Here is a 14,996-nt window from a genome sequence, read left to right as displayed (position 1 = left end):
GCGCACGAGCTCGCGGGCCGACCGGTGTGCCGGTCGCGAGCTCGTCGACGTTCCACGTCATGCCGTCAGGACGGGTCCAGCTTGGCGAACGAGCGCAGCAAACCGGGTGCGACCCGGTCGGCGAGCCAGGCCGCCTTGGCCTCGACCGTCACCGGCACCACCGGCCGGCCGGTCCTCACCGCGCGCACGATCTCGCGCGCCACGCCCTCGGGGCCGAAGCCGCGCCGGGCGTAGATCCGCGTCGCGCGGTCCTGCTTGCGGCGTTCCTCCTCGGAGCTGACACCGGAGAACGTCGCGGTCGCGGTGATGTTCGTGTGCACGAGCCCAGGACAGATGGCGCTGACGCCGATGGCGTGCGGCGCGAGCTCCGCCCGCAGGCAGTCGGAGAGCATGAACACCGCGGCCTTGCTGGTGGCGTAGGCGGAGAGGATCTTCGACGGCAGGTAGGCCGCCACCGAGGACAGGTTCACGATGTGGCCGCCCTCGCCGCGGTCGACCATCAGCTCGCCGAACGCCCGGCAGCCGTGCACGACGCCCCACAGGTTGACGTCCAGCACCCGTTGCCACTGCTCGGTGGACGTCGACAGGAACGACCCGGAGTGGGCGATGCCGGCGTTGTTCACGACGACGTCCGGCACGCCGTGCTCGTCCGCGACCTGCCGCGCCCAGGCCCGCACCGCCTCTTCGGAGCGCACGTCGACCTCGTAGGCGTGACCACCGGTCATCTCCGCGGTCTCCCTGGCGGACTCGATGTCCACATCGGACACCACGACCCGAGCGCCGGTGCCGGCGAACGCCACCGCGGTGGCCCGGCCGATGCCGCTGCCACCACCCGTGATCACGACGAGCTCGCGCTGGGCGGTGGAGTCCGCGACGAACTCGCCGATCATCCGGGCGAGCGGCTCCGGGTGGCTCAGCGGCGCCCAGTGCCCGGCCGCGATCCTGCGCCGCCGCAGCGACGGCACCCAGCGTTCGAGGTCGAGGGGTTCGGTGCGGACGTAGCGGTCGCGGGTCGGCTGGACGACCTGCACGGGCATGGGCGCGACCCGCTGCCGCGGTGAGCGCATGACCTGCCGGATGTTGGCCCGGTACAACGAGATCCCGCGCACCGCGTCCGACGTGATCGTGCGCGCGGGCTTCACCTTCACGCCCTCGAGGCGTTCGAGGACACCGCCCCAGCGCGGGCCGAGGTAGAGCCGCCAGAACAACGGCGCGAGCACCGGCAGGTGGAACGCGCCGATGTACCAGGAGCGGAAGAACTGCTTGAGGTGGGCGATCGACAGGCGCTTGCGCGACCAGTGGCCCATGTGGTCGAGGCACGGTCCGGAGATCGAGGTGAACGTGGCGATCCGCGCGCCGGGTGTCGTCACGGCCTCCCACGACTGGATCGACCCCCAGTCGTGGCCCACGAGGTGCACCGGTTCGTCCGGGCTGACCGCGTCGATCACCGCGAACAGGTCCTCCGCCAGCAGTGCGAGCCGGTAACCGTCCTCAGTGGACGGAGCGGAGGACTCGCCCGCGCCGCGCACGTCGTAGGTGACGACCCGGAAGTCCTTTTCCAGCAACGCGGCCACGCGGTCCCAGACCTCGTGCGTGTCCGGGTACCCGTGCACCAGCACCACCACGGGTCCGGACGTGCCGCGCACCTGCACGGCCAGCTCGACTTCTCCGGAACGCACCTTCACAGCTCCTCCAAGACCAGTCGATCGCCCGTGGGCCTGTCCACGCAGATCCGCACGCCGCCGACGTCGCACGTGCCGCAGAACCCCTGCCGGCACGAGTAGGCGACCGACGGCCGGACGTCGGAGATCACGTCCAGCGCCGACCGGTCGGCGGGCACCTCCAGTGATACCCCGCTGCGGCGCAGTTCCACCGTGAACGGGCGCCCGTCCACGATCGGCGGCGGGCTGAAGCGCTCGAAGTGAAGCCACCGCGACGAGAACTCGGCCCGCACCTGGTCGAGCATCGTCGCCGGACCGCAGCAGTACACCGCGCCGCCGGGCGAGGCGCCGGCGAGCAGCGGCTCACCCCGGCCGATCCGCACGTCGACGCGGCCGAGGGGCAGTTCGTCCAGGAACGGCATCGCCGCCGTGGAGCGCCCGCAGTACACGAGCCGCCAGTCGAGGTCCTGCCGGGCGGCCGCGTGCACCATCGGCAGGATCGGCGTGATCCCGATGCCGCCGGCCACGAACACGACAGGTCCGAGGCCCGCGAACGGGAAGGCGTTGCGCGGCCCGCGGACCTGGATCCGGTCGCCCACCCGCAACGCCTGCACCTCGCGGGAGCCGGTGGCGACCTCGCGCACGGCGATCCGGTAGGTGTCCTCGCCCGGATCACCGCACAGCGAGTACTGGCGGCGCAGCCCGGACGGCAGGTGCAGGTCTACGTGACAGCCCGGCTGCCAGGCGGGCAGCGCCGGGCCTCCGAAGCGGAGGCTCACCACGCCGTCCGCCACCTGTGCGCGTTCGACGACGTCGAGCCACAACGCATCCCGTGCCGCGCCCGGTCGTGCCCGCCCGCCGAACCGGGTGACGGCGGCGTCGTAGAGGGAGCCGAACCGCGTGAGGCCGTCCAGAATCTGTGTGCCCAGCATCAGTGCGCCTCGCGAGCCGCGGGCGAGGACGCCAGGTAGGCGATCGCCTGGGACGTCGAGCCTTCCTGCTTCGGGTGGTACGCAGGGTGGAAGTACCGCAGGAACGCCCGGAAGATCTCCGACAGCCGGGGCAGCAGCCCGCGCCGTCCCGCCCGCATGGTCTCGCGCCAGGTCAGCCGCGCTTTCGTCGACTTGTCCGCGCGCACCATGAACCGCGCCCCGCGCACCCAGAGCCAGAAGAGCACCGGCGCGACCAGCAGCATGGTGCGCGCCCTCCGCACGTACCGGCGGTCGAGGTGGCACATCAGGTCGTACGCGACGCTGCGGTGCTCGACCTCCTCGGCCGCGTGCCAGCGCAACAGGTCCAGCATGACCGGGTGGATGCCCGCGCGGTCCAACGCGTCCGCGTTGAGCATCCAGTCGCCCAGGTACGCCGTGAAGTGCTCGACGGCGGCGACGATCGCGACCCGTTCGATCAATTGCTCGCGGGCCTGCGACGCGGTCAGCCCGGCCCGGGGACCGAGGATCCGGCCGAACACGTGCTCCATCTGCCGGGTGAACGGCCGCGGGTCCAGCCCGTTGGCGAGCAGGTGGTCGAGCACCTCGCTGTGGGCCTCGGCGTGCACGGCCTCCTGCCCGATGAACCCGAGCACGTCCTCGCGCAGCGTGTCGTCGGAGATCAGCGGCACGGCCTGCTGGAACGTCCGCACGAACCACCGCTCGCCCTCGGGCAGCAGCAGGTGCAGGACGTTCATGACGTGCGTGGCCACCGGCTCGTCCGGGACCCAGTGCATCGGCAGCGCCGACCAGTCGAACCGCACGTCACGGGGCTGCAGAACGAGGTTGTCCGGCTCCATCGCAGTACCTCCGCGACCTCACGGCGCCCATTGCTACGCGCCCGTAGCTTTGTGAAAGCTACGCCACCGTAGCAATATGGCCCCGTGAGCACAACGCGTCGGAAGTACGCCCGCCGCCTGCCGCCCGAGCAGCGCCGCGAGCAGTTGCTGGACGCCGCCCTGAGCCTGATCCCGGCCGGCTTCGGCAGCGTGACGATGGAATCCGTCGCCAAACAGGCCGAAGTCACCAAACCGGTGCTCTACGACCTGTTCGCGAACCGCGGCGAGCTCATCAGCGCCCTGCTCGAACGCGAGGCGGTCCGCGCCACCGAGCAGGTCGCCGCCGCCCTGCCCACCGACTTCGCGACCAGGGCCCCGGACGACGCGTTCGCCGACGCCGTCCGGGTGTTCGTGAACGCCGTCGTGGAGGCCCCCGACCGCTGGCGCCTCGTGCTCCTGCCGCCCGAGGGCACCCCGGCCGAGTTCCGCGAGCAGGTCGAACTCGTCCGCGCCGGTGTCCTGGCGCAGATCGAGGACCTGGCCGCGCTGGGCCTGGAGGAGCTCGGCCGCCTGCCCGATCTCGACCCGGCCCTGCTCGGCCACGCGATGCTCGCGCTGGCGGAGATGTCGGGCCGGCTGGTGCTCACCGATCCGGAGCGGTTCACGCCGGACCGGCTGGCGGCCTTCGTGACCCGGATCGCCCACGGCCTGAGCTGACGCGCCTACCGCCTGGTGCGGACGTGCGCGAGCAGGGCCAGCCCGGTCTGGTCGAAGCTCACCGACACGTCGCAACCCGGCAGCAACGCGCGCACGGCGGCCTCGTCGCGCTCGATCACCTGCCACTCCATCAGGTACTCCAGCGCCCACCGGAACGGGTTCCCGCCGGTCAGGCTGGAGAAGTGGAACAGGCCGCCGGGACGGCAGAGCCTGGTCAGCACGGCCTCGGTCAGCCGTGCGGCCGCGCGGTCGTTGAGGTACTCGTAGAGGCCGCCGACCAGCACCAGGTCGTACGGACCGAGCTCGGCGAGCTTCGGGATGGCGCGGAACACGTTGCCGCTGACCGCGGTGGTGAACTCGTTGAGCGGCCCGAGCCGCTGCTGCGCGAGCTCCAGGGCGTCCGGGTCGACGTCGGTGAGCACGAACCTGTCGCCGGGCCGCACGATGCCGGGCGGGATCTGCCGCAGGTCCGGGGCGGCGCCGGCGGCGATCACCAGCACCGAGCGGGGCCCGTTGCGCTGGGCCGTCAGGGTGTCGCCGATCAGCCGGGTCTGGTGCATCACCCGGTTGCGGAGCTGGTTCGTGATCGCCACGCCCTGCAGGTGCGTCTCGACGTGCCAGCCGAGCGTGCCCGGCGCCGCCTTGTTCGTCTTCGCGAGGACGTGCTCGACCAGCTGGAAGTCGCTGGGGTAGCCGCGCGCCCACTCGTTCTCGTCGCGCATGAAGGGGGAACGCGCGAGCGCCGACCGCGCGGGCTGGACGATCGCGGCGATGTCCTCCTCCGGGATTCCCGCGAGCACGCCGCCGTGGATCTGCACGCCGAGCGCGTGCAGCCGGCCACCGACCTGCATGTGCGCGGACGGGTCAGCGAGGTTGAGCTCCCTCTCGGCGCGTAACAAGCCGTCGACGGCGTCGCTGATCCGGTGCAGGGCGTCGGTCGTGTGGGGGAGCACGGTCATCAAGCACTCTTCCTCGTTGCGGCAACGGATCCAGAGCCTGTCAGAGGCGCGAGCTGATCAACAGGGTCTTTCGGGTAATACGGGGAAAACCCTGCTCCGGTTCGCGGGACAGCCTCGTGGTCGTGATCTTCGTGAGCGCGAACTCTAGAGCCATCCGGAAAGGAGCAAGAAGATGGTGGAGTGGCTGAACGAGCTCGGCGCGTGGGCGTGGGCACGGCACCACAACGAGCTCAGCTGGTACGTCAGGCCGTTGTTCCTGCTGCCGTTCGCGTACTTCAGCTACAAGCGCAGCTGGTGGGGACTGGCGGCGACGCTGGTGGCGCTCGCGACGAGCATGGCGTGGTTCCCCGCGCCCGAGCACCCGACCGCCGGGGCGATCGAGATGCTCGCGGCCGAACGCGAGTACCTGCTGGGGGAGTGGACGCCCGTGAAGCTCGCGGCCGGGCTGCTCGTCCCGTTGACGTTCGGCGGTCTCGCCGCGGCGCTGTGGCGGCGTTCGCTGCCGTGGGCGCTGGTCGCGATCAACGGCGGCGGCCTGTTCAAGATCGCGTGGACGTTCGTCGTGAGCGACACGACGGGCGCCGTGCAGCACCTGTGGCCCGCCGTCGCCGGTTTGACGGTGGTCAACGTGGTCCTGGTCGTCGTGTGGCGCCGCCGGCAGGCGGGACACGTGGTTGCATCAGCGCATGCGCGTAGCAGTAGCTGACGACTCCGCGTTGTTCCGCGAAGGCGTGGCGCGGTTGCTCACGGACGCGGGATTCGACGTGGTGGCGAAGGTCGGTGACGCGGCCGGGCTCCTGGCCCTGGTGCACGCCGACCCGCCGGACGTCGTCGTGGTGGACATCCGGATGCCGCCCGGCTTCACCACCGAGGGGCTCGACGCCGCGCGGGAGATCCGCGGGACGCACCCGGAGATCGGGATCCTCGTCCTGTCCGCGCACGTCGAGCCGCACTACGCGTTGCGGCTGCTCGACTCGGACGCCCGAGGAGCCGGGTACCTGCTCAAGGACCGCGTCGCCGACCTCGCGGAACTGGCCGACGCGGTGCGGCGGGTGGCCGCCGGTGGGCTCGTGATCGACCCCGGCGTGGTGGCGACGCTGGTCGGCAGGCGGCGGGCCGGCGATCCGCTGGAGTCGTTGTCGGAACGGGAACGCGAGGTGCTCGCCCTGATGGCCGAGGGGCGGTCGAACCAGGGGATCTGCGAGCGGTTGTTCCTCAGCCCCAAGACGGTCGAGGCGTACGTGCGGTCGGTGTTCACGAAGCTCGGGCTGCGGCAGGGGTCCGACGACAACCGGCGGGTGCTGGCCGTGCTCGCCCACCTGCGCCGATGAGGGTCCTCTGGCTGGGCACCGGGTTTCTCGCGCTGGCCGCGCTGGTCTGGGGCGGTTACGAGGTCTCGGTGCCGGCCGTCGTGCTGAACCTCGCGGTGGGTCTCGCGTTCATCGGCGCCGGGATCGAGGCCGCGGACCGGCGGCCCGACAGCTCCGCCGGGCAGCTGATGATCGCGGTCGGGCTGGCGTGGTTCGTGCGGCTGACGGGCGCCGTCGAGGCCGACTGGGCCTACGCGCTCGGCGTCGCGACGAAGACGCTGTACCTGGCGGTGCTCGGGCACCTGCTGGTCACGTATCCGACCGGGCGGATGACCAGCCGCTGGCAGCGCGTGGTCGTGGGCGTCGCCTACCTGCTCACGGTCCCGGTCAACGTCGGCTACCTGCTGCTCACGCCGTTCGACGGCCCGCAGAACGTCGTGGTGATCCGCGAGGTGCCGTCGCCCGGCGTTCCGGTCGTCGCCGTGGTGGTGCTGACCGGCGGGATCGTGCTGCTCGTGGCGTTGCTGGCGCGCATGATCACGCGCTGGCTGCGTTCGGGGAACGTTGCCCGGCGCGATCTCGCACCGGTGGTGTGGGGTGGCGCGGCGATCGTGCTCACCCTCGTCGTCACGTACGTGGCCGCGTTGCTCGGGTTGCCGGCCGCGGTGCAGGTGCCGTTGCAGTGGTCCACCGAGGTCGTGCTGGTCGGGTGGCCGCTCGCGCTGCTGTACGGGCTGGTGCGGGCACGCCTCGACCGGTCGGCGGTCGGGGACCTGGCGGTCTCGCTCGGCGCCGGGCTGCCCGGCGACCTGCGGTCGGTGCTGGCGCGCACGCTGCACGACCCGTCGCTGGAGGTCGTGTACGGCGAGGTGGCGCCGACGTCCCGTGGTGTCACCTACCTCGAGGCAGGCGGGACGCGGCTGGCGGCGCTCGTGCACGACCCGGCGCTGGACCCGGCGTTCGTGCGCGCCGTCGCGGCGAGCGCGGCTCTGGCCGTGCAGAACGAACTGCGGGCGCGCCGCATCGTCGAGGCCGCGGACGAGGCCCGCCGCCAGGTCGAACGCGACCTGCACGACGGCGCGCAGCAGCGGCTGGTGTCGGTGCTGCTCACGTTGCGGCTGGCCGAGAACTCGCCCGAGCTGCTCACCGCCGCCCGCGAGGAGCTGGCCAGGGCGCTGGACGACCTGCGCGAGCTGGCCCGCGGCATCTATCCGGTGCTGCTGACCGACGCCGGGCTCGGCCCCGCGCTGCTGTCCCTGGCCGAGCGGTCGGCTGTCCCCGCCGTGCTCGCCGGTGTCCTGGACGGGCGACTCTCGCCCGTCGCGGAACGCACCTGCTACTTCGTGGTCGCGGAGGCGCTCACGAACGCCGCCAAGCACGCCCAGGCCCGTGAGGTGCGGATCGAGGTCGAGCGCGTGGACGACCTCGTCACGGTCGAGGTGAGCGACGACGGTGCTGGCGGTGCCGACGTCACCGGTTCCGGGTTGCGCGGGCTGGACGACCGCGTGGCGGCGGTCGGCGGGCGCCTGACCGTGCGGTCCGTCGCGGGGGAGGGGACGACTGTCCGGGCGGAGTTCAGCGACTCGCGGCGGTGACGGCCTCCGCGATCACCTGGTGACCGGCGGGCGTCGGATGCACGTCGGTGCGGTCGCAGAAGTGGGTGAGCGTGCACACCTTCGCCACCGAGGCCGGGATCTGGCCGTACTTCGGGTCCTGGGTCAGCTCGGTCAGCGCGCCGTAACCGCCGGTCGCGGTCGTGACGTCGGCGAACTTCGCGCCGAACCTGTCGTACTGGGCCGCGATCCTGGTGTTGAAGTCCTGGAACATCGTGACCGACTGCCGGGCGAGGTTCTTGCCGTTGGGGAACGACGGGTTCACCCAGGCGCCGAGGAACACGTCCGGGTAGGTCAGGCCGACGATCTTGACGTCCGGCGCGACCTCCCGCAGCTCGGTGAGCGTGCCGGCGACGTTGGTCTGGATGCCGGCGACGGTCCTGGTCGCGCAGTCGAGCGGGTCCTGCACCAGCGCGCACGGCGTCAGGTCGTTGCCGCCGATCACCACCGTGACGAGAGCTGTCTTCCCGCCGCGCAGCACCTCCACCGCGGCGTCCAGCTGGGTCTTGCCGCCCGCGTCGGGCCCGCAGGCGGGCCGGGTGGCCAGGTCGGCGGACGTGGCGCCGTTGCAGGCGAGGTTGACGAGCTTGAGCCCGGACTCCTTGGCGACGATCTGGGCGAAGCTCTCGGTGGTGCCGCCCGGCCCGAAGCCGGTCGCGTAGGAGTCGCCGATCGACAGGTGGACCTGCTCGGCCGGTGGCGGGGCACTGCTGCTCGCGGGCACGGGGACCGGCGCGGGCGGCGTCGAGGAGCACGCGGTCAGCAGCGTGACCGCCGCGGCCATGACCAGGGCGAACCTCGGCACATCCACTCCTGTTCATCGGAAGCTGATGTGCCGAGGCTACGAAACCGGCCGTGTGGGCCCTGTTGCCTTCTCGGTCGTCCTCGTCAGCGGAAGGCGCGCAAACGCAGGCTGTTGCTCACCACGAACACCGACGACAACGCCATCGCCCCGCCCGCGATCATGGGGTTGAGCAGGCCGAGCGCCGCCAGCGGCAGCGCCGCGACGTTGTACGCGAACGCCCAGAACAGGTTGCCCTTGATCGTGGTGAGCGTGCGCCGCGCCAGCCTGATCGCGTCCACGGCGGCCCGCAGGTCGCCGCGCACCAGCGTGAGGTCGCTCGCCTCGATCGCGACGTCCGTGCCGGTGCCCATGGCGAGGCCCAGGTCGGCCTGGGCGAGCGCGGCGGCGTCGTTCACCCCGTCGCCGGCCATCGCCACGACGCGCCCCTCGTCCTGCAGGCGCTTCACGACGTCGACCTTGTCCGCCGGCAGCACTTCCGCGACGACCTCGGTGATGCCGACCTCGGCCGCCACCGCTTCCGCCGCCGCCCTGTTGTCGCCGGTCAGCAGCACGGGACGCAACCCGAGCCTGCGAAGGCCCTCGACCGCCTCCTTCGACGTGGGCTTGACCGTGTCCGCGACGACCAGCACGCCACGGGCCTTGCCGTCCCACGCGACCAGCACCGCCGTGCGGCCCTGCCGTTCCGCCGCCTCCTTGGCCTCCCGCAGGTCCTCGCCGAGCTGCACGCTCCAGTCGTCGAGCAGGCGTTCCCGGCCGACGAGCACGGCGTGAGCGTTCACCACGCCCTGCACGCCCAGGCCCTCGACGTTCTGGAAGTCCTCGACCTGCGGGACCTCACCGGCCGCCGCGACGATCGCCCTCGCGATCGGGTGTTCGGACGCGGCCTCCAGCGCACCGGCGAGCTCCAGCACCTCGTCCTCGGTCTCGCCCTCGGCGGTGTGAACGCTCACCAGGCTCATGCGACCCGTCGTGACGGTGCCGGTCTTGTCGAGCACCACGGTGTCGACGCGGCGCGTGGACTCCAGCACCTCCGGCCCCTTGATCAGGATGCCGAGCTGGGCGCCCCGGCCCGTGCCGACGAGCAACGCGGTCGGCGTCGCGAGGCCCAGCGCGCACGGGCAGGCGATGATCAGCACCGCCACCGCGGCCGTGAACGCCGCCCCCGCACCGCCGCCGGTGCCGAGCCAGAAGCCCAGCGTGCCCACGGCGAGAGCGATCACGATCGGCACGAACACGGCGGAGATCCGGTCCGCGAGGCGCTGCACCTCGGCCTTGCCGTTCTGCGCCTGTTCGACCAGCCTCGCCATCTGCGCGAGCTGCGTGTCCGACCCGATCCGCGTCGCCTCGACGACGAGCCGCCCGCCCGCGTTGACCGTCGCGCCGGCCACCGGGTCGCCGGGCCGCACCTCGACCGGCACCGACTCGCCCGTGAGCATGCTCGCGTCGACCGCGGAGCCGCCCTCCCGGACGACGCCGTCCGTGGCGATCTTCTCGCCCGGCCGCACGACGAACCGGTCGCCCGGCACGAGCTCGTCCGTCGGGATGCGCACCTCACGGCCGTCCCTGATGACCGCGACGTCCTTCGCGCCGAGCTCGAGCAACGCCGTGAGGGCCGCTCCCGCGCGCCGCTTCGACCGCGCCTCGAAGTACCGGCCGGCCAGGATGAACGTCGTGACGCCCGCCGCGACCTCGAGGTAGATGTTGCCGGTGCCGGACGTCCGCTCGATGGTGAACGTGAACCCGTGCGTCATGCCCGGAGTGCCCGCCGTGCCCAGGAACAGCGCGTACAGCGACCACAGGAACGCCGACCCGACACCGAGCGAGATCAGCGTGTCCATCGTGGCGGCGCCGTGCCTCAGATTCGTCCACGCCGCCTTGTGGAACGGCCACGCGGCATACGTGACGACCGGCCCTGCCAGCGCGAGCGACAGCCACTGCCAGTAGGTGAACTGCAGCGCCGGGACCATCGCGAACGCGACCACCGGTGTCGAGAGGACGGCCGACGTGATCAGCCGCTGCCGCAGCGTTCGCGTCGGGTCGTGCTCGGGCTGTTCGGTTGTGGCGGCGGGGAGTTCTGCGGTGTACCCCGTGTCCTCGACGACCTTCACCAGGTCGGCGGGGGTGAGGTCACCCGCGTAGCTGACGCGGGCCTTCTCGGTCGCGTAGTTGACCGAGGCCTCCACGCCGTCCAGCTTGTTGAGCTTGCGCTCGATCCGGGCCGCGCACGAGGCGCAGGTCATGCCGCCGATCGAGAGCTCGATGGTGTCAGTGGCCATGACCGCCCTCCTCGTGCGTCGTGAGCGTGAACTCCGCGGTGCGCACCTTGTTGTTGTGCTGGAAGTCCAGGAACAGCCGGTACTTCCCGGCCGTCGGCACCTCCACGGCGAACTTCACCTGGGCGCTCTCCTCGGGGTGCACGTGCAGGTACGCCAGGTCGTCCGACCGCAGCGCCACCAAGTGGCCCTTGGCCCCCAGGTAGTCCTGCAGGTCCGTCACCGGCCTGCCGTCCTTGGTGATGGTCACCGTCACGGTTGATGCGGTGTTCGCGTTCAGGTCACCGTGGAGGGTTACCTCGTACCCGTCGACCGTGAACGTGCGGCTGTCGATGTGGTTCTGCGGCCTGTAGTCGCCTGGTGTGTGGACGTCGGCGCCCAGGGTGGTCTTGGGGCCGTCCTCCGGCTTGAAGTCGGCGAAGACCCGGTAGCTGCCGGCGTTCGGCAGGGCCAGGGGCGTCGTCCAGGTGCCGTCCGGGGCCATCTGCGGGTGCACGTGCTGGAAGTGCGACCCGTCCCGGCGGACCGCGATCAGGTGCAGCCGCTTCTCGTGCTCCACGGAGAACTTCGTGACCGGCTTCCCGTCCGGCCCTTCGACGTGGAAGGTGAGCGGCTCCTGTTCCTTCAGACGCAACGTGTAGCCGTTGTCCGAAACGGACAGTCCTGGTGGGAGCTTCGACGGCGCGGACTCGTGTCCACCGTGTGCGTCCCCGGCGTGTGTGTCGGGCGCTGCGGGTTGTTGTGTCCCTGTCGCGGCGCCCGCTGCCCAGGTGCCGCCGAAGACCACCGCCAAGGCAGCGGCGTAGAGCCCGACCTTGTGCGCGGTCTTCATCGGGCCGCCGATCCGGTCTCGACGGCGTGGACGGACTTGCTCATCGTCTTCTCCTGGCGGGTTAGGAGCGAACCAGGCGTGCGATCGCGTCGCTCGCCTCCGCGATCTTCGCGTCGGCTGTGGCGCCGCCCTCGGTGACGGCCTGGCTCACGCAGTGTTTGAGGTGCTCGTCGAGCAGCCCCAGTGAGACCGCCTGCAACGCCCTGGTGGCCGCGGAGATCTGGGTGAGCACGTCGATGCAGTACTCGTCCTCGGTGATCATCCGCTGCAGTCCGCGGACCTGCCCCTCGATGCGGCGGAGGCGGCGCAGGTGGGCGTCCTTCGTGTCGGCGTAGCCGTGCATGTCTCGCTCCTTCTCCGGCCACCGCGCGGCCGGGTGGTCATCCCGGGGGTGCGGTGGGCTCTGCCGTCATTTATACCCTAGGGGGGTATGGGTATGTCAAAGGCAGGCGCACCTGATCTCCGCTTTGCGACGCGCCGGACCGCCTCGCAGGACACTGGATCGTTTCGCCTCGCGCCGGACCGCTCCGTGCCGCACTGACCCCGTCCAGCGCCGCACTGGCTCGCACTGCCCCGCGTTCTAGACCGCTTCGCGCCGGGCTCGCGCTGCACCCGCTTCGCGCCGCGCTGCGTCGGTTCACACCGCACCGCGCTGCTTTGCGCCGCGCCCCTGTGTCGCGCGCCGCTGATCTGACCTATCGCTTCAGTGTCAACTAAATCACCACCGCCGCCACCCCCGCGTCGGGCGCATCACCACCGGCCGCCCGCACAACCACGCACAACGATCACCCGACCGCCGACATCTCCTTCTCGCGCAACAGCTCAAACGTTTCACCAGTAAACTCGCGGCCGTGACCGACTCCGTCCCAAGCGAGCGCAGGGTGACCATCAAGGACGTCGCCGCGCGGGCCGGGGTGTCCACCGCCGCCGTCTCGATCGCCCTGCACGACCGGCCGGGGGTGTCGGCCTCGACGAAGGAGCGCATCCTCGCCGTCGCGCGCGAGCTGGGGTGGCGGCCCAACCTCGCCGCGGCCTCGTTGTCCGGGGGCGGCCTGCACACCGTCGGGCTCGTGATCGCCCGGCCGGCCCGGTTGCTGGGGCTGGAGCCGTTCTACATGGAGTTCATCTCGGGTATCGAGAGCGTGCTGGTGCGGCGGTCGTGTTCGTTGCTGTTGCGCCTGGTGGACGGGGACGAGGAGATCGAGGTCCACCGCGAGTGGTGGCAGGGCGGGCGGGTCAACGGCAGCATCCTGGTGGATCTGCACGTGGACGACCCGCGCATTCCCGCGCTGGCGGAGCTCGGCCTGCCCGCCGTGGTGGTCGGGCACCCGAGCCTGGCAGGTCCCTTCACCTCGGTGTGGACCGAGGACGCGGAGGCGATCACCGAGGCCGTGCGCTACCTCGCCGCGCTGGGGCATCGGCGCGTCGCGCGTGTCAGCGGTCCGCCGGAGCTGGGGCACAGCGTGATCCGGACGGCGGCGTTCACCGAGGTGGCGCGCGATCTCGGTCTGGAGGCGCGCACGGTGGTGGCGGACTTCTCGGCGGACCAGGGGAGCCGGGCCTGTCGCACGTTGTTGCTGTCGCCGGACCGGCCGACCGCGATCGTGTTCGACAACGACGTCATGGCGGTCGCGGCGCTGGGGGTGGCGGCGGAGTTCGGTCTGTCGGTGCCGGGGGACCTGTCCCTGCTCGCGTGGGACGACTCGCAGCTGTGCCAGCTCACCAGGCCGACCCTGTCGGCCATGCGGCACGACGTCTTCTCGTTCGGCGCGCAGGCCGCGGAGGCGCTGTTCGGCGTCATGACGAACCGGCCTCCGGTGGAGCGCCTGGTGCACGCTCCAAGCCTGGTGCCGCGCGCGTCGACCGCCCCGCCCCGCGTCTGAACCGGTCCGGTCGATCGGAACTCAAACGTTCTATGGACAGCGCGCTCAGGCCTGTCTATCTTCGGGCAGCGACATAGGTTAAGCGTTTTAGTAGACAACGGCTTGCCGCCGCAGCCGACGCGTAGTCCCGCTCAGCGAAGAGCGGGTTCCACGAGGAGGAGCGAGTGCGACACACCCCGCTTCATCGGTACGGCGCGGCGCTGGCCGCGGTCCTGACCTTCCTGGGCGTCCTGGTCGCGGTGTCACCGCAGGCGCAGGCGTTCCCGAGGTCGTCGCGGCAGAACGTGATCAACTACCTGAACTCGATCACCGGCAGGTACGTCGTGTCGGGGCAGCACAACAAGGAGCCGGCGAGCAACCCCGGCCAGTACACCCAGCAGGTCAAGGACATCACGGGCCAGTACCCCGGGCTGTGGGGCGGCGACCTCATGTTCCGGCCCGAGGACGTGGCCAACCGGCAGCGCGTGGTCGACCAGGCGAAGACGGAGTGGGCCAACGGCTCCCTGGTCTCCCTGACGTGGCACGTGTGCACGCCGACCGGCGGCAGCACCTGCCAGTTCGACGGCGGGGTGAAGACGCAGATCAGCCAGAGCCAGTTCACCCAGGTCGTCACCAACGGCACGGCGCTCAACACCGCGTGGAAGCGCCGCCTCGACGAGGTGGTGCCGTACCTGCGGCAGCTCAAGGACGCGGGTGTGCCGGTGCTGTTCCGCCCGTTGCACGAGATGAACGAGGCCTGGAACTGGTGGGGCAACCGGCCGGGACCCGACGGCGGCGCGAAGCTCTACCGCATCACCCGCGACCACCTGGTCGCCCAGGGGCTCGACAACCTGATCTGGGTGTGGAACGTCCAGGACAACCCCGCGGGCGGCTGGGCCTCCTACTACCCCGGCACGCAGTACGTGGACGTGGTGTCGCTCGACGTCTGGTACAAGGGTCTTCCCACCTCCGGCGACTACCAGCAGATCCAGACCATCGCGAACGGCAAGCCCGTCGCGCTGGCCGAGACCGGCAAGGTGCCGAACGCGGCGCTGCTCAACGGCCAGACCCGCTGGAGCTACTTCATGGTGTGGTCGGAACACCTGCGGGGCAACAACACCCCGGCGGAGGTCCAGGCGGGCTACTTCCACCCGCGCACCCTGAACCAGGGCGAGTTCACGATCCCCGGCTAGTCG

The 14,996-nt window shown here is 71.3% G+C and carries 14 protein-coding genes; 6 read left to right on the top strand and 8 right to left on the bottom strand.

Translation table 11 applies throughout. The annotated features are described in order from the left end of the window. Positions 1 to 65: 65 nt before the first annotated feature. The 3 genes from IE307_RS03445 to IE307_RS03435 are packed head-to-tail and all read right to left on the bottom strand — an operon-like array spanning position 66 to position 3,450. Positions 66 to 1,679, bottom strand: a complete 1,614-nt coding sequence (locus tag IE307_RS03445; protein ID WP_229904344.1) for an SDR family oxidoreductase — start codon at positions 1,677 to 1,679, stop codon at positions 66 to 68. Between the two features lie 2 nt (positions 1,680 to 1,681). Then, positions 1,682 to 2,593 carry a PDR/VanB family oxidoreductase gene (locus IE307_RS03440; protein ID WP_191295937.1) on the bottom strand — a complete coding sequence of 304 codons (912 nt, stop codon included), beginning with the start codon at positions 2,591 to 2,593 and terminating at the stop codon, positions 1,682 to 1,684. Then, positions 2,593 to 3,450, bottom strand: coding sequence for a metal-dependent hydrolase (locus tag IE307_RS03435; protein ID WP_191295936.1), 858 nt, complete (start codon positions 3,448 to 3,450; stop codon positions 2,593 to 2,595). Before IE307_RS03435 ends, IE307_RS03440 begins: the two co-directional genes overlap by 1 nt. 84 nt (positions 3,451 to 3,534) lie before the next feature. On the opposite strand from IE307_RS03435, the gene IE307_RS03430 reads away from it, so the two are divergent. After that, a complete protein-coding gene (locus IE307_RS03430) occupies positions 3,535 to 4,146 on the top strand; it encodes a TetR/AcrR family transcriptional regulator (RefSeq protein WP_191295935.1) in 612 nt (203 codons plus the stop codon). Between the two features lie 5 nt (positions 4,147 to 4,151). Here the strand turns inward: IE307_RS03430 and IE307_RS03425 are convergent, their stop codons facing one another. Further along, entirely contained in the window at positions 4,152 to 5,105 is a 954-nt protein-coding gene (locus IE307_RS03425; RefSeq protein ID WP_191295934.1) for a class I SAM-dependent methyltransferase, read from the bottom strand. 172 nt (positions 5,106 to 5,277) lie between these two features. Here IE307_RS03425 and IE307_RS03420 point away from each other — a divergent pair, with 172 nt between their 5' ends. Genes IE307_RS03420 through IE307_RS03410 form a run of 3 tightly spaced genes read left to right on the top strand, consistent with a single transcriptional unit; the run spans position 5,278 to position 8,010 of the window. After that, positions 5,278 to 5,811 (top strand): hypothetical protein, encoded by a 534-nt coding sequence (locus IE307_RS03420; protein WP_191295933.1) that lies wholly within the window; start codon positions 5,278 to 5,280, stop codon positions 5,809 to 5,811. Further along, positions 5,792 to 6,436, top strand: a complete 645-nt coding sequence (locus IE307_RS03415) for a response regulator transcription factor (RefSeq protein ID WP_191295932.1) — start codon at positions 5,792 to 5,794, stop codon at positions 6,434 to 6,436. Before IE307_RS03420 ends, IE307_RS03415 begins: the two co-directional genes overlap by 20 nt. Then, positions 6,433 to 8,010, top strand: coding sequence for a sensor histidine kinase (locus tag IE307_RS03410; protein WP_191295931.1), 1,578 nt, complete (start codon positions 6,433 to 6,435; stop codon positions 8,008 to 8,010). Before IE307_RS03415 ends, IE307_RS03410 begins: the two co-directional genes overlap by 4 nt. Here the strand turns inward: IE307_RS03410 and IE307_RS03405 are convergent. From IE307_RS03405 to IE307_RS03390, 4 genes are all read right to left on the bottom strand, one after another. Next, positions 7,991 to 8,833, bottom strand: coding sequence for an SGNH/GDSL hydrolase family protein (locus tag IE307_RS03405; protein ID WP_191295930.1), 843 nt, complete (start codon positions 8,831 to 8,833; stop codon positions 7,991 to 7,993). The genes IE307_RS03410 and IE307_RS03405 overlap by 20 nt on opposite strands. 83 nt (positions 8,834 to 8,916) lie before the next feature. Further along, a complete protein-coding gene (locus tag IE307_RS03400) occupies positions 8,917 to 11,109 on the bottom strand; it encodes a heavy metal translocating P-type ATPase (protein ID WP_191295929.1) in 2,193 nt (730 codons plus the stop codon). Beyond that, positions 11,099 to 11,938: a DUF8832 domain-containing protein gene (locus tag IE307_RS03395; RefSeq protein WP_191295928.1), complete on the bottom strand. Its 840-nt coding sequence runs from the start codon at positions 11,936 to 11,938 to the stop codon at positions 11,099 to 11,101. Before IE307_RS03395 ends, IE307_RS03400 begins: the two co-directional genes overlap by 11 nt. 61 nt (positions 11,939 to 11,999) lie before the next feature. Beyond that, positions 12,000 to 12,281 carry a metal-sensitive transcriptional regulator gene (locus IE307_RS03390; protein ID WP_191295927.1) on the bottom strand — a complete coding sequence of 94 codons (282 nt, stop codon included), beginning with the start codon at positions 12,279 to 12,281 and terminating at the stop codon, positions 12,000 to 12,002. Between the two features lie 508 nt (positions 12,282 to 12,789). Between IE307_RS03390 and IE307_RS03385 the strand changes: the two genes are divergently transcribed. After that, positions 12,790 to 13,821 carry a LacI family DNA-binding transcriptional regulator gene (locus tag IE307_RS03385; RefSeq protein WP_191295926.1) on the top strand — a complete coding sequence of 344 codons (1,032 nt, stop codon included), beginning with the start codon at positions 12,790 to 12,792 and terminating at the stop codon, positions 13,819 to 13,821. A 164-nt stretch (positions 13,822 to 13,985) separates the two neighbouring features. Continuing rightward, positions 13,986 to 14,993, top strand: coding sequence for a glycosyl hydrolase (locus IE307_RS03380; protein WP_229904343.1), 1,008 nt, complete (start codon positions 13,986 to 13,988; stop codon positions 14,991 to 14,993). Positions 14,994 to 14,996 lie beyond the last annotated feature (3 nt).

The organism is Lentzea cavernae (assembly GCF_014653695.1).
Lineage (GTDB): Bacteria > Actinomycetota > Actinomycetes > Mycobacteriales > Pseudonocardiaceae > Lentzea > Lentzea cavernae.
Note: the sequence above shows the minus strand (reverse complement) of the source record. Positions and strands in the feature narration are given on the sequence as shown.

What these genes read in the sequence shown, in the direction of transcription:
- IE307_RS03440 (WP_191295937.1), bottom strand. Translation starts at nt 2,593, where the DNA reads ATGCTGGGCACACAGATTCTGGACGGCCTCACGCGGTTCGGCTCCCTC.
- IE307_RS03435 (WP_191295936.1), bottom strand. Translation starts at nt 3,450, where the DNA reads ATGGAGCCGGACAACCTCGTTCTGCAGCCCCGTGACGTGCGGTTCGAC.
- IE307_RS03425 (WP_191295934.1), bottom strand. Translation starts at nt 5,105, where the DNA reads ATGACCGTGCTCCCCCACACGACCGACGCCCTGCACCGGATCAGCGAC.
- IE307_RS03420 (WP_191295933.1), top strand. Translation starts at nt 5,278, where the DNA reads ATGGTGGAGTGGCTGAACGAGCTCGGCGCGTGGGCGTGGGCACGGCAC.
- IE307_RS03415 (WP_191295932.1), top strand. Translation starts at nt 5,792, where the DNA reads ATGCGCGTAGCAGTAGCTGACGACTCCGCGTTGTTCCGCGAAGGCGTG.
- IE307_RS03410 (WP_191295931.1), top strand. Translation starts at nt 6,433, where the DNA reads ATGAGGGTCCTCTGGCTGGGCACCGGGTTTCTCGCGCTGGCCGCGCTG.
- IE307_RS03400 (WP_191295929.1), bottom strand. Translation starts at nt 11,109, where the DNA reads ATGGCCACTGACACCATCGAGCTCTCGATCGGCGGCATGACCTGCGCC.
- IE307_RS03395 (WP_191295928.1), bottom strand. Translation starts at nt 11,938, where the DNA reads ATGAAGACCGCGCACAAGGTCGGGCTCTACGCCGCTGCCTTGGCGGTG.
- IE307_RS03390 (WP_191295927.1), bottom strand. Translation starts at nt 12,281, where the DNA reads ATGCACGGCTACGCCGACACGAAGGACGCCCACCTGCGCCGCCTCCGC.